The sequence below is a fragment of the Phascolarctobacterium faecium genome (assembly GCF_003945365.1).
Lineage (GTDB): Bacteria > Bacillota > Negativicutes > Acidaminococcales > Acidaminococcaceae > Phascolarctobacterium > Phascolarctobacterium faecium.
Window position 1 is genome coordinate 376,222 of record NZ_AP019004.1, and the last position, 13,344, is coordinate 389,565.

Annotated in this window: 14 protein-coding genes; 1 reads left to right on the forward strand and 13 read right to left on the reverse strand. The window is 41.8% G+C overall.

The window, feature by feature from the left end:
* Positions 1-16: 16 nt before the first annotated feature.
* The 11 genes from PFJ30894_RS01815 to PFJ30894_RS01865 form a co-directional block, all read right to left on the reverse strand.
* On the reverse strand, positions 17-676 hold the full coding sequence (locus tag PFJ30894_RS01815; protein WP_125668881.1) for a PglD-related sugar-binding protein: 660 nt from the start codon (positions 674-676) through the stop codon (positions 17-19).
* A 254-nt stretch (positions 677-930) separates the two neighbouring features.
* Positions 931-1,581 carry a PIG-L deacetylase family protein gene (locus PFJ30894_RS01820; protein ID WP_125668882.1) on the reverse strand — a complete coding sequence of 217 codons (651 nt, stop codon included), beginning with the start codon at positions 1,579-1,581 and terminating at the stop codon, positions 931-933.
* An 11-nt stretch (positions 1,582-1,592) separates the two neighbouring features.
* Positions 1,593-2,492 (reverse strand): methionyl-tRNA formyltransferase, encoded by a 900-nt coding sequence (locus PFJ30894_RS01825; RefSeq protein WP_125668883.1) that lies wholly within the window; start codon positions 2,490-2,492, stop codon positions 1,593-1,595.
* Positions 2,489-3,070 carry a sugar transferase gene (locus PFJ30894_RS01830; protein ID WP_125669913.1) on the reverse strand — a complete coding sequence of 194 codons (582 nt, stop codon included), beginning with the start codon at positions 3,068-3,070 and terminating at the stop codon, positions 2,489-2,491. Before PFJ30894_RS01830 ends, PFJ30894_RS01825 begins: the two co-directional genes overlap by 4 nt.
* Before the next feature lie 122 nt (positions 3,071-3,192).
* Complete coding sequence (locus PFJ30894_RS01835; protein WP_125668884.1) at positions 3,193-4,494, reverse strand: DegT/DnrJ/EryC1/StrS family aminotransferase; 1,302 nt, start codon at positions 4,492-4,494, stop codon at positions 3,193-3,195.
* Positions 4,495-4,505: 11 nt separating this feature from the next.
* Positions 4,506-6,350 carry a polysaccharide biosynthesis protein gene (locus PFJ30894_RS01840; RefSeq protein WP_125668885.1) on the reverse strand — a complete coding sequence of 615 codons (1,845 nt, stop codon included), beginning with the start codon at positions 6,348-6,350 and terminating at the stop codon, positions 4,506-4,508.
* A gap of 83 nt (positions 6,351-6,433) precedes the next feature.
* Positions 6,434-7,141, reverse strand: coding sequence for a CpsD/CapB family tyrosine-protein kinase (locus PFJ30894_RS01845; protein WP_125668886.1), 708 nt, complete (start codon positions 7,139-7,141; stop codon positions 6,434-6,436).
* A complete protein-coding gene (locus PFJ30894_RS01850) occupies positions 7,129-8,595 on the reverse strand; it encodes a GumC family protein (RefSeq protein WP_125668887.1) in 1,467 nt (488 codons plus the stop codon). Before PFJ30894_RS01850 ends, PFJ30894_RS01845 begins: the two co-directional genes overlap by 13 nt.
* 16 nt (positions 8,596-8,611) lie before the next feature.
* The gene (locus tag PFJ30894_RS01855) at positions 8,612-9,265 is read right to left on the reverse strand and encodes a polysaccharide biosynthesis/export family protein (RefSeq protein ID WP_125668888.1); all 654 of its coding nucleotides are present in this window, start codon (positions 9,263-9,265) and stop codon (positions 8,612-8,614) included.
* A 40-nt stretch (positions 9,266-9,305) separates the two neighbouring features.
* Positions 9,306-10,091, reverse strand: coding sequence for a tyrosine-protein phosphatase (locus PFJ30894_RS01860; protein ID WP_125668889.1), 786 nt, complete (start codon positions 10,089-10,091; stop codon positions 9,306-9,308).
* A gap of 645 nt (positions 10,092-10,736) precedes the next feature.
* Complete coding sequence (locus tag PFJ30894_RS01865; protein WP_021717821.1) at positions 10,737-10,940, reverse strand: helix-turn-helix domain-containing protein; 204 nt, start codon at positions 10,938-10,940, stop codon at positions 10,737-10,739.
* A gap of 213 nt (positions 10,941-11,153) precedes the next feature.
* On the opposite strand from PFJ30894_RS01865, the gene PFJ30894_RS01870 reads away from it, so the two are divergent.
* On the forward strand, positions 11,154-11,756 hold the full coding sequence (locus PFJ30894_RS01870; protein ID WP_167457004.1) for an RNA polymerase sigma factor: 603 nt from the start codon (positions 11,154-11,156) through the stop codon (positions 11,754-11,756).
* A gap of 84 nt (positions 11,757-11,840) precedes the next feature.
* Here PFJ30894_RS01870 and PFJ30894_RS01875 read toward each other — a convergent pair whose 3' ends face one another.
* Positions 11,841-12,200: a CGGC domain-containing protein gene (locus tag PFJ30894_RS01875; RefSeq protein ID WP_046430779.1), complete on the reverse strand. Its 360-nt coding sequence runs from the start codon at positions 12,198-12,200 to the stop codon at positions 11,841-11,843.
* A gap of 24 nt (positions 12,201-12,224) precedes the next feature.
* Positions 12,225-13,226, reverse strand: a complete 1,002-nt coding sequence (locus tag PFJ30894_RS01880) for an Abi family protein (protein ID WP_125668891.1) — start codon at positions 13,224-13,226, stop codon at positions 12,225-12,227.
* Positions 13,227-13,344: the final 118 nt, after the last annotated feature.

The window sequence follows — 13,344 nt, forward strand, 5'->3', positions numbered from 1 at the left end:
AATAATCTTCTATAATTTATTTTTCCAAAGCTCTCATACGTTTAGCAGGATTGCCCAACACGGTCGTACCAGACTTAACATTGCCAAACACAACACTGCCAGCAGCAATTATTGCTCTATCTCCTATATTTTTCCCTGGTACAATAAAGGTATGCCCCCCAACTGTAACCTGTTTTCCTATTTTGCAATATCCACTAATACTAGTGCCTGGCATTATGCATGAGTATTTATCAATAAATACATCATGTCCTAAGGATACTCCACTATTAATAAAGACACCATCTTCAATATTCATATTGACAGACAACAAGGTATGACCTACAATTACACAATCTTTACCTATTTTTGTAGAAGGAGGGACATAAACATCAGGAGCTATTAAAGATTCAAATTTAACACCATTGGCGTTTAAAAAATCATGGATTTTCTTTTTTACACTAACATTGGCTATGGAACAAGTGCAAAATACCTCTTTATGTCGAAAAATCCACTCGCTGTTCCCTAATATTTTATAACCATTAATATTAGTTCCAACCTTGACATTATCATCTAAAAAACCTAATAAATCATACTTACCCATGTTCCCCTTCTTTATTTCAATCGCATTGATAATTTCAATCATATTGGCTATTTCTCTAGCTAAGCCACCAGCACCATACAATACAATCTTTTTCATACTAATTTGTCTCCAAAAAAGCTATTTATTTTATTTTTCTTCTCCTATAAATTTTCCATAGAAACAGAACTTTTACAATTAATTCCGCTTTTATTTATAACAATAAACACTATTTTCAGTATATTGTATATATCATAGAATTTTTATTTCTCAAAGAAATCCCCGACACATATAATTATGTTGTCACCTTTTTGTATTATACCTATTCCAACATCAGTCAATAACATTTTGATCAAATTGCTTAACTAAACTACTCACAATACGTTTCGTAAACACATAAAAGCTTCTGCTTTATTTACACAAATAGTAGAACCACGTAAATTGGCAAGTGCATCTATCGCTTGTAGCGACCTTGGATGTGGAAATTCTTGAAGCTGTGTTTGATAACATTTCATTGCCTCCACCTTGCTTGTAAATGTATTTGTAATATCATTCCAAACATTTGGCATAAAAGCATTTTCTGCATTTGGTATACTCCATTCTGTTTCTGAAAGTGTTTCATAAGCATAAATCGCTTTTAACTGTGGATTATTGACAGGTCTTAACGCAACCATAGCAGCCATAGCAACCTCATAATGATCAATATGCATATCACCCTTATGAGGTATAAAAGCTACATCTGGTTTTACCTTTTGAACTATTTCAAGAAAACTGGCATTAAGTTTATCGACTTCTAAATTTTTTAAATTTACAACAGGTAAATCTAAAAAAACCGTTTCTGTTACACCTAATAATTTATGTGCCTGCAAAGCTTCTTTTTTAATCTTTTTTACAATATTTTCATTTGAGCCAGATGTAACTTCACAAACAATCACTTGATTTCCTGACTGAGTATATTTAGCAATAGTTCCACCAACACCAAGTACCTCATCATCATTATGCGGTGCAAAAACTAAAACCTTCATACAACACCTCTTTACCTAAATTTGTGCCCGACAACTAAATTTTTATCACCAATGATTGTATAGTCATATACTTTCAACAAACCATCCTTGCATATAACTTCAAAATATGATTGCGAAACATTTGCTATTTGACCAGGTATACCAATATACTTAGTATTGTCTTCTAAGTTAGCTCTCCAAAAAATCACTTTCATATTATCGTCATAATTTGAAAATGCACCTGGATATGGTCTTGATACGGCTCTAATCAAAGTGTGTATTTCTTTCCCAGTATTTTCCCAATTAATAAGCCCATCTTCCGGATTTCTTTTTAGCAAGTACGTTGCTTGTTTTTCATCCTGCTCAATTGTTCGCATATTACCATCCATCAAATCCTTCAATACGCGTTCAAATAATTTAATAGCTGCTTTTCCACATTTTCTATGTACATCCTCAGCATAATCATCAGAAGAAATTTCATAATCTTCCTGCCCTAAAATATCTCCTGAATCCATTCCTTCATTGATTAAAAATAATGTACATTTAGTCTTAGTTATACCAAGTAATATTTGCCAAACAATAGCTGCACGTCCGCGAAATTTTGGTAATGGTGTAGGATGAAATCCAACAACCCCCAATTTTGCACAATTTAGTAATGGTTGTTTTACTAATTGCGATAAACCCACTACAAAAATCAAATCTGGTGCTATTTTTTCTATAATTTCTATATTCTCATTATCATTTATATTCTTAAATTTTTTATAAGGAATATTATTACTAATAGCTATATTATGATTTGGAAAATATCCCGAAACATTTTCTGAATATTTTTCATCCAAAGAAAACACCATACTAATGGGAAAGTTAAGCTTAATCATAGTTTCTAACAAATCTTTGGTTGAACCAACAGCTCCAACAACAATTGTTTTCATTCTGATAACTTCCTTGTAAATTTATTTTCGCCTAATACCACGATAGCAACTGTTTTAAATAATATTTTCATATCTAACATTAAAGACCAATTTTCAACATAAAATACATCATATTTTATACGATCTTCCCAAGACAAAGTTATGTTTCCATTTACCTGTGCTAAACCTGTCATGCCAGGTACAACATCTAACCTTTTACGCTGAAAAGTATCATATTTTGTAGCCTGTTCAATTACAGTTGGCCTTGGTCCAACCAAACTCATATCACCCATAAAAACATTTAAAAGCTGTGGCAACTCATCAACTTTCGTTCTCCTCAAAATTTCGCCGAAGAAAGTCAATCTTTCGGCATCTTTCGAAAAATCATGATTTTCTTCTGCAATTGTATCTATCTTCATTGTTCTTAGCTTTAAGATATTAAATGGTTTACCTTTATAGCCTGCCCGTACTTGTTTAAAAAATACAGGTCCTGGCATAAAAATCTCAATTCCTAATATAGATATAATCAAAATGGGTGATATCAAAATCAAACCAATACTACTGCCAAACAAATCAATCAATCTCTTTATTTTTATCATCACAGTATTCCGTCACTTCTATAAACCTCAAATCTTTTCTTATTTAATAAAATCTATAATCCAAATTTAATATATACTAAAACAAATACAATAAACTAATAGTGTACTTGGTGTGATTATTACTATTTTAAATAATAAAACTTTCTATTTATTTTTTCAAAACAACCCCAAACAATCTCAATAACCTTCTCCTGCTCTTCTGCCGTCATCTTGTTATCGCTGGGCAGGCATAAGCCTCTGTGGAAAATATCCATACCTACGTCTAAAGGCATTCCGTCTTTTCCAACACTTCCGCCGCTGATATAGGCATTAGTCTTGGCACGGCCGCTACCTTCCCTATTTACAAAACCATTCATTCTGTAAATAGGCTGCATATGCATAGGCTTCCAGATTGGACGTCCTTCAGCATTATAAGCTGCCAGTGTTTCCAGAATCTCAGTAGGACAACTTTTGCCCCTTTCACTTATATATAACGCTTCCTGCTCACTGCGCACCTGTTTGCACATAGCTTCTGAATCCAACAGCAGACAGGATAACCAGAAGTTTGGTTCAGATTTCTTTGCATCAAAGGGATTCATCATTACAGGTAAATCTTTAAAACCTTCCTTATATCTCTCATATATGGCTTTTTTCTGAGCAATATGTTCCTCTAAGTATGGATACTGACCTCTGACAACGCCGGCAATAACATTACTCATCCGGTAGTTGTAACCCAGCTCTTCATGCTGATACCAGGGTGCGTTCTCTCTGGACTGGGTTGACCATTTTCTTACTTTATTTGCAGCTTCCAGATCGTCTGTCAACAGCATCCCACCGGAGGAACCGGTAATGATTTTATTACCGTTAAAGCTGATACAGTTATAATCACCGAAAGTACCGGTCTGTTCCCCTTGATAAGAAGCGCCAAGGGATTCGGCAGCATCCTCTATAATAATGGCGCCATACTTATCGCAGACAGCTTTGATTTCTTCAATCTTTCCTGGCGTGCCATAAAGATGCGCTATAACAACTGTCCTGACCTCCGGATAAAGCTCAAAAGCCTTGGAAAGAGCAACCGGATCCATATTCCACGTATCATATTCCGTATCAATAAAAACCGGCTCTCCACCTTCGTACACTACCGGATTTACAGTTGCATCGAAGGTCATATCGCTGCAAAATACTTTCTTTCCCGGTTTTATACCTGCCAGCTTGACTGCCATATGCAGTGCAGCTGTACCGGTAGAAAGTGCTACAGCATATTTACAGCCAACTTTTGCGCAGGTTATACGCTCTACTTCGTCAATATTCTTTCCTACCGTCGACATCCAGTTGGTCTCATAAGCCTCGGTAACATATTTCAGTTCTTCGCCATGCATAGTTGGTGAACTCAACCATACTTTCTTTGCGAACGGCTCAAACTTCTTAACATTGTCACTTCTCATTACAATCCCCTCTAATCCTTGATTCTGTTTGGTGTATATGTAGGAACTACTTTCTTCAGCATTCCTACTACGTTTTCTTCATCCGCCTGTTCCAACAGCTTCTGTACCCACATATCCATTTTTTCTTTGCTGACTTTTTTGAGTTTTGCCGTAAAAATCTTTTCGTGGCAGGTTTCTTCTGTGCCGTCTTCGGCTGAAAGCAGTTCTTCAAACAGCTTTTCACCAGGTCGCAGCCCTGTGTATTTTATTTCTATGTCTTTCTCCGGTGTCAGCCCGGACAAAGTAATCAGTGTTTTTGCCAAATCGCAGATCTTGACCGGCTCGCCCATATCCAATACAAAAACCTCGCCGCCTTTGGCCATTGCTCCGGCCTGCAGCACAAGCTGACTGGCTTCGGGTATCGTCATAAAATACCGTTTCATGTCAGGATGCGTTACGGTTACCGGCCCGCCTTTGGCGATCTGCTTTTTAAAGAGCGGGATAACGCTGCCGCGGCTGCCCAGAACATTACCAAACCGTACGGCGACAAAGCGGGTTTTGCAGGTTCCGTTCATGCTTTGCACAAACATTTCGGCTACCCGTTTCGTGCAGCCCATTACGCTGGTCGGATTAACTGCTTTATCAGTAGAAATCATAACGAAGGTCTCTACGTTATGCGCTGCAGCTTCTTCTGCTACTGTTTTTGTTCCCAGTACATTATTTTTTACCGCCTCGATTGGCTGGTACTCCATTAACGGTACGTGCTTATGCGCCGCTGCGTGAAAGACTACCTGCGGTGCAAAGCAGTCCATAATCCCTTTTATTCTTTCCCGGTCACGCACGTCGGCGATGATCGGTACTTTTTTCAGTTCGGGATAAGTTGCGTTCAAGTCCTGTATGATCTCATAGATGCTGTTTTCGCCTTTGCCTAAAAGCAGCATTTTCTGCGGCTGCATTTTTGCTATCTGACGGCAGATCTCGCTTCCTATAGATCCGCCTGCTCCGGTCACAAGTACGATCTTGTCTTTAAGATAAGCGCTGACCGCTGCTGTGTTGAGTTTGACAGCTTCTCTGCCCAGCAGATCTTCGATCCCAACATTGCGCAGCTGGCTGACACTGACTGTGCCATCGATAAGCTCATATACGCCCGGCAATATCTTCAGCTTGCATTTTGTACGCTTACAGATTTCCAGGATCTGCTTTAAGGCTTCTCCTTTGACAGACGGCATCGCAACAATAATCTCTTCTACGCCCAGCCTGACTACATTTTCCTTAATTGCCAACCTGTTCCCCACTACTTTGACGCCAAACATCCGCTTACCGATTTTTTTCTCGTCGTCGTCTATAAAACCGACGACATTTCTGCCGTCGCTATGGTAACGTTCTATTTCACGGGCTATCACTGCTCCCGCATCACCTGCACCAATAATAAGTACTTTTTTAAAGCATCTGTTTTTAGAAAATCTCGCACTGAACCCTGGCTTGCACGACAGATAATTATAGACTCTTAGCGCCAGCCGCGAACTGCCTAAAAATAACAGCAGCAATACTCCGGAGATGATATACATACTACGCGGCAGCAGACTGTCTAAAAGCAGTGAATACGCATACCAGCTGAATGCTGCGCAGACAGCAGTTCCTGTAACTGCCAGCAGTTCACTGGATCCGGCATAACGCCAGATGCGGTCATAAAGCTTAAACATCAGGGCAAACATCAGCGTCAGTATAATAAATGACGGCAGCTGCATGACCAGCAGATCTAAATATTTTTCCGGCACAATTACATCAAACCGCAAATACGATGAAAGCAGTAAAGCCGCTGCCGTACTGATAATGTCTAGCGCCGCTAAAAATAACGGCAATAATAAATGTCCCAATCCTATCATCCCTCTAAAACAACTGTCTTTCGAATTCTTAACAATACTACTGATATCTTTTCAATACCTGCGCAGCTTCCATCTCACTTCTGGCGACGAACGTCCCCCCCGGATGTACTGTCGGAACCATAGTAATAGTAGTAACCATAGCCGTGCGTATGGGCCAGTTCTACCTTGTTAAGGATAACTCCCAGAATATGCGCTCCTGCCTGCAGCAGCCTCTGTTTAGCTTCTTTCGCTGCTGCTGGCGTAACTTCGCCGGAGCTGACCAACATGACCAGCCCGTCTACCTTACCAGATAGTACTGCCGCATCCGTTACCGGCATGATTGGCGGCGTATCGATAAGTATATAGTCATAATCCGGCTTTAACTGTTCCAGTAACTGTTCCATCCGTTTGCTTCCCAAAAGCTCGGATGGGTTGGGCGCTACCGGCCCGCTGGCTAAAAGCTCCAGATTCTCTATCCCTGTTTTTTGAATGACTTCCCGCACCTCTTCACTCGCCGAGATGCAGTTGCTCAGACCTTTATTAGTCAGCTTAAAAAGCTTATGTTGTGTCGGGTTGCGCATGTCACAGTCCATTAAAAGCACTTTGTGCCCGGCCTGCGCCATTACCACCGCCAGATTGCTGATCGTTGTACTTTTACCTTCGTTTGGCGTAGCGCTGGTAACGATGATCGTTTTCAGCTCCTGACCAACGTTGGAGAACTGGATGTTGGTCCTGATCGTTCTATATGCTTCCGCTACCGGTGATTTGGCATCACGGTCGGCAATCAGTGTTATCGTTTCCATAAGTACCTCCGCACTTTGTCAGCAAAGCTTTCCTGCTGTTTTCTTTCTTTGTTTTTCTTCAATGATTCATAATCCGGCACCGAGCCCAGAACAGGCAGGTCCAGATAGTTCACTACATCGTCCGCTGTCTTGATGGTTCTGTTCATCAGTTCTTTAGCAATAACAAAGCCGCTGCCGCCGAAGATTCCAAAAAAGGCTGCCAAAAGCAGGGTCAAAAGCTTTTTCGGTTTTACCGGGTCTTCCGGCAGTGTGGCCGTATCTACTACCTGTACCTCGGTGGATACCGCTACTTCGGCTACCTTGGCTTCTTCCAGGCGTTTGGCCAGCATGATGTAAATTTCATTGGCGACGCTGACGTCGCGCATCAGGCTCAGGTATTTCTGTTCTTTCTCGGAAAGCCGTTCTACGTCTTCCTGATTTCTTTTATCCAGACGCTCCAGCTCGGCAAGGTTGCTTTCAGCTACGCTGATCGCTGCTTCGCTGCCGAATTTACTGGTCAGCAGCTGCTGGTGCACTGGATTATCCGACGGCGCCTGCAGGGAGGCCACTTTGGCTATTTCCTGCTGCAGCTTGCTTTTTAAATTGGCGATAGCGTCTTCTGTTTCGATGACTTTAGGATGTTTGGCTGTATATTTGTCCAGATAATCTATCCTCTGGGTCTCTAGTTCGGCCAGTCGGGCATTATACTGCTTGATAACTGCGTTATCCGCTGTCGCTTTGGCTTCGCCGCCCAGCTGCTGGTCTGTTGCTGACAGCCGTGCCTGCGCTGTGGCAAGCGCCACTTTGTTTTCTGCACGCAGTTTATCGACGATACCCATTTTATCGGCCGCCAGCTGCATTTCGTCCGTCGGTGACAGGATCTTGCTGGCTTTTTTATATTCGGTCAGCGCACTTTCAGCTGCTTCAAGCTCGGCTTTAGAGGCTACGACCCTCTCTTCGATAAAGGCGCGGGTAGTTTTCTGTTCTTCACGTACCAGACCGGTCAGACGCTGCAAAAAGCCGTTAACAATCAGGTCGTTGGCTTTCTGGGCTCCTTCCGGCGTATTAGCGTTGACTGTAACTTTTAAGATCTCTGTATCTTTAAAAGGGTTGGTAGTGATCCTGTTTTTGATATAATCTTCATAACGCATATATTTGCCGTCACTGTCTGCTTCTTCCGTTTGTTCGATGACCGGAACGATGACGCTGCGGCTTTTTAAGATTTCCGCATAGGTGCTCATCAGCTGTTTGCTGGCCATGGCATTACCCATAGGCATGCTTTCTAAAAGCGACGAGCCTATCCCTTTGGGCTGCTTGATGCGCAGCAGCGAATCTGATTCGTAGACCGGTGAAGCTATAAGCAAATACAGCCCGGCGGCGACTATGCATCCGCCCGTGACTTTAGCGATGAACCTTGCGTTTTTCTGCACTATATGCGCCAGCTCGCGCAGGTCGATTGTGATTTCCTCTTCCACTTTATCTCTCCTCAGGTCAGTCGTTATTTTTGATTTCCGATACCATGTATGCGCCGCTGACGAAGGGCATAATATCACGTGCAATATTAATTTTGCCGTTGCTGGTCAGATACAGACAGTCGCCTTCGTTTAAAACATAGTTTTGGCTCTGTTCGGACTTTTTAAGATAATTGTTGATATTGACCAGTACAGGTTCTTCCGCACCTTTTCTGATCAGAAAGATTTTCTTTTTGGCGGCTTTTTCTGTAAAGCCTTCCGCTTTGCCCAGGGCATCTAATACGCGGTGGCTTTTTTCAAGCTCGTACAGTCCCGGTTTTTTTACTTCCCCCAGCACATAGACACGCGTCGTTCCCAGCTTTAAGATATTAACGCTGACCTGCGGCCTGACAAGGTATTCGGCCAGGCTCGCTTCCAGTTGCCGCGTAAATTCTGTTACTGTTTTTCCTGTCACGTCTATATCGCCGATCAGGGGAAAGGTTACTTTTCCATCAGGGCGTACTGTATAGGGGGTAGTGTTGCTGTTGGGCGGGCTGCTCAGATCTTCATGTCCATAGACTACTACCTGCAGCTGGTCGCCGGGACACATAATATAGTCGTTGTCTGCTGCTGACGCTGCTGCCAGTCCCTGCAGACTCAGCGCCAGGGTCAACGCCAGAATTGTTTTCTTCATCGGGATTCTCCTTTTTCTCTTTACTTCAATCTTTAATTTATTATTTGCCAAAGAGTCTCTGCCAGAAGCTCTTTGGTTTGTCTTCTAAAAATACTTTGGGCTGCTTGAGCTCTATTTCCTGATTTTTTAAGATCGCCTGCGGGTTCGTTTCTGTCATCTGCCGCAGTACTTCTTCTCCGGCCAGCTGCCTGATGACCGCCGCTGCCCGTGACATATCCGTATTGCGTCCTTCGCTGCGGTGCCCGTCCGACCCTAACAGATCGACCAGACCATTTGCCAGCAAGACCTTGGCATTCTCGCAGACGCTGCTGCCGAACATGCCGGTAAAGCTGCCGCTGTTGCACTGCATAAGCATGCCACGCCGCCGCCACAGTAGCAGCAGGTCAGGGTTTTCGCGCAGCTGCTGATACCTCTCCGGATGGGCAAGGATCGGCATTATCCCCTTCAGCTCCAGCTCATACCAGAATTCATCGGCATAGGCAGGGATTTCTGCCGCCGGCAGTTCGACCAGCAGATATCTACCGCCGTTTAAACAGTACGCGCCAGTCGCTCCCAGCTCCGGCAAAAGCTCCCAGTTCATCTGCACTTCTGCTCCGGGATAAAGCATAATATCTATCTGTGCTTCTGCACACAGCTGCCGCAGCTGCTGTGTTTTTTCCTTTATTTCTTCCCAGGAAGGCTTGTTCGCTCTTTCGATGACGTGCGGGGTCGCAAAGATAGCTTTAGTCCCGCTTCTGGCCGCAATCTCCAGCATTTGTAACGACATGCACTGATTCTTAGAACCGTCGTCTATATTCCATAAGATATGTGTATGTGTATCCAGCAAATGATCACCTTTATCTATCTTGAACTTAGTGTTGTTAATTAATTTCGTAATAATTGCAATCTGTATCCTAATGCTTTAATAAAACAATTAAAATATTTGTTTTATCAACTTTAGATTATACCACACTTGTACCCCCCCACAAGACATAACAGCTTCTAAAATTATATTTCAGTAACGTTTTTGCTCTTACTTATATTTTCATCGTACCTGTGCATCAATATTTACAATCTCACTTGCCAGCAACTATTTGTCACCAAAAGTACGAAGCCACAATTTTGCCGATTTTTTATTCTTATAAGCTATATTTATATCTTAATTATTCAATATTTTCTTACTCATTTTTGTATATTTCCAATACATAAAAACTTCCCTAATATTTTATAATTATTGTACCACGGTTGTACCCCCCCGCAAGACATAAGCACGTTTTCTTTTATATTTAAGTATACTTTTTGCTCGTACTTATATTTTCATCGTACCTGTGCGGCAATATTTACAATCTCACTTGCCAGCACCGCCTCTGCTGACATGCAAAAGCCGGACTCTATTCCCATAGAGCCCGGCAAAAAATAATCGCTCTCAACTTTAGCTGAGAGCGATTATTTTTTATCTTTTAATCTAACAGCAGTTTCTTCCTACAAGACTTTACTTAAAATCTATTTCCTTTCCCAGCACCTGCAATATCTTATCCAGCAGATTAACGCTGCAGTTGCATTCCTCCCGTTCGATACGGCCGTAATAATTGACCGACATATTACAGCGTTCGGCCACGTCGTTTTGGGTCAGCCCCAGCTCCAGCCGCAGCTGGTATAATTTGCGGCCGATGTTATTATAAGTATGCTTGCTCATTTTGCACCTCAGCTAAAAGTTTTGACTGTGAAAAATTTTAACCGCAAAAGCAGCAAAGCAAAATAACCCTATGGGTTGTATTTCTTATAGCCTACCCCAAAGGTTGTTTACAAAACAAATACAAAGGCGCATACTGAGCCCTGTTATGCATAACGCTTTACAGTACGGCCCGCCGTCATAAAATTATGGGAAGAACTGATATAAATAGCTATTTTGACAGATACTAATACAAGCAGCGCGGCTGCCCAGGCACTGCAGCTTTTGATAACTGCGGCGCAGGCAGGCGACAACGGTGCTTTACTGAAGCTGTGCAGTGATTTTAAGCCCCTGCTCAGCAGCGAAGCACGGCGCGAGATGTTTTATAATTCACTGGGGAAAGATGCGGAAGGCATCGCTGTGCTGGCTTTTATCGAGCTGGTACTCAAATACAGTGGTACTGATTATGTAAACTGGCCCGGTTACGCGCGCTGCAGAGTACATTTCGCTTTGTTCGACGCCATGCAGAAGCAGGGCCGGATCTGGGAAAACGAGATCGCCGTCAATACTGACAGCGAGGAAGGCACCGCCCTTCTGGATGAGGCCGGGTTGCAGCAGGGGCTGCCGGACGATATTGCCCAACTGCTGCTGTCACTGGAAGTACGGCAGGCTTTAAAACGGCTGACTGCCGAACAGCAGCAGGTTATCGAGCTGTTGTTTTTGCGCGAACAGAAACCCAAAGAAGCAGCCCGCCTGCTGGGCTGCAGTGTACGCAACGTCACCAAGCACCGGCTCAAAGGGCTGGATAAGCTGCGGCTGCTGCTGAGGCAGGACGGCTGACCGGCTCAACTAATCGCCGTAATTTCATAGATAAAAATAAAAAAGCATCGACAAAATTTGTCGATGCTTTTTAGCTTTTTATTTTTAGTGATGTGTGCCTCTGACAACAGTAATCCCCTGCTGCTCCAGGTATTCGGCAGTTTTGGTGATCACCGGGCATTCATGTTTTTCTCCCTGTGCGTCCTTCTTTTTGGTACAGCCGCTCAAATGCACGGCTTCAACGCCGATAGTAACAAGGCGATCCAGCTTTTTGCGCAGACCTTCCTCGTTATTGGGCATCTGTACATCACCGCAGCCGCTGCAGTTCAAAAAAGCGGCCAGTTCTGTTTCCTCTGCCTCATAAACGGCAAAAGCGTTGGTTTTATTATTGAATGCTTTAAGACAGCCGCTGCCGGTACAGTTATTACTGGTACGCAGACATCTTAAAACAGCGATCTTTTTCATAGGCATTTTTCCTTTGATTATTTTTTATTTTGTTATTTCTTTCATATAATTAGTCAACCTAACACCAATATTTTCCGGAATACCTGTGATCTTAAAATAATGCATACCTATTGCTCGAAACACTTCTTCCTCCAACAGTATCGTTGCTTCAAACAGTCCCAATAATTCTCTGCAAAAACATCTTCTTATATAATTATCACCTAATAACAAATCAAGCGCCAAAATATACGCATAAATATCATGAACAGCAACTTTATTTTTATTGATATCCTTCCATCTCAAAAGATTTTTGCTAACGATTTTTGTAGTTATGGTAGGGCTCAATTTATTTCTTGTAGGTTTAAATGTAATAAATTTCAAATTATGTGCTATTTTATTTCTATATTCCCTGATGATATTTAATGAAGAAATAGTAAATTCAACTTTGTTATTGTAGGGGATCGCGGCATCAGGCAGTAACATTTGGATAAGTTTTTGTTGCTCCGATGCTTGTAACAGCCTTATGAGATTAATCGTATTACCAAAAGAAACATTTTTCAACAATATCCACGGCGGTATATGGTTATGTTTTTGCATATAATGTTTGGTTGGCTGTGATATAGGTTTTACACCTGAATAAATATCATTACAATGTCTTTTAAAATCAGAAAAAAACAACTTATTATTATACGATTTATAAAAGCAACGCTCATTTAGATATTCATCCTGATGCACACCAAGATTTTCGGCTAAAACATAAGCCAGCTTTGTCTTAAACGAATTTTCGACAATAGTACTATATTTGAACAGGATAGATTGTATTCCCTTATCTACTAAACTAAAAAGATATATAAAGTCTATTGTCATTCCTTCAATAAACCGTTCTTTTTCCATGAAACAATCTTTGTAACCATTAACAAGATCATAGTAAGTAAGTGATTTTAACGCAGCTTCAGCAAAATCCTCATCTTCTATAATAAGTCCATAACGATTTTTTAAAATATCTATTTGTTCGCGATAAGTTTTAAATGGTTTATCATATTCCATAGGATCCCCCTATATAAAATAAAAACCCCACCGCCTTAGCAGAGGGGCAATGTCTGACCGCGAAGGCCGGACGTTTCATCTGATTAGATTATACCAAGATGACACTTGTGCTGTCAAC

What these genes read in the sequence shown, in the direction of transcription:
- PFJ30894_RS01835 (WP_125668884.1), bottom strand. Translation starts at nt 4,494, where the DNA reads ATGAGAAGTGACAATGTTAAGAAGTTTGAGCCGTTCGCAAAGAAAGTA.
- PFJ30894_RS01875 (WP_046430779.1), bottom strand. Translation starts at nt 12,200, where the DNA reads ATGAAAAAGATCGCTGTTTTAAGATGTCTGCGTACCAGTAATAACTGT.
- PFJ30894_RS01865 (WP_021717821.1), bottom strand. Translation starts at nt 10,940, where the DNA reads ATGAGCAAGCATACTTATAATAACATCGGCCGCAAATTATACCAGCTG.
- PFJ30894_RS01815 (WP_125668881.1), bottom strand. Translation starts at nt 676, where the DNA reads ATGAAAAAGATTGTATTGTATGGTGCTGGTGGCTTAGCTAGAGAAATA.
- PFJ30894_RS01825 (WP_125668883.1), bottom strand. Translation starts at nt 2,492, where the DNA reads ATGAAAACAATTGTTGTTGGAGCTGTTGGTTCAACCAAAGATTTGTTA.
- PFJ30894_RS01820 (WP_125668882.1), bottom strand. Translation starts at nt 1,581, where the DNA reads ATGAAGGTTTTAGTTTTTGCACCGCATAATGATGATGAGGTACTTGGT.
- PFJ30894_RS01845 (WP_125668886.1), bottom strand. Translation starts at nt 7,141, where the DNA reads ATGGAAACGATAACACTGATTGCCGACCGTGATGCCAAATCACCGGTA.
- PFJ30894_RS01880 (WP_125668891.1), bottom strand. Translation starts at nt 13,226, where the DNA reads ATGGAATATGATAAACCATTTAAAACTTATCGCGAACAAATAGATATT.
- PFJ30894_RS01830 (WP_125669913.1), bottom strand. Translation starts at nt 3,070, where the DNA reads ATGATAAAAATAAAGAGATTGATTGATTTGTTTGGCAGTAGTATTGGT.
- PFJ30894_RS01855 (WP_125668888.1), bottom strand. Translation starts at nt 9,265, where the DNA reads ATGAAGAAAACAATTCTGGCGTTGACCCTGGCGCTGAGTCTGCAGGGA.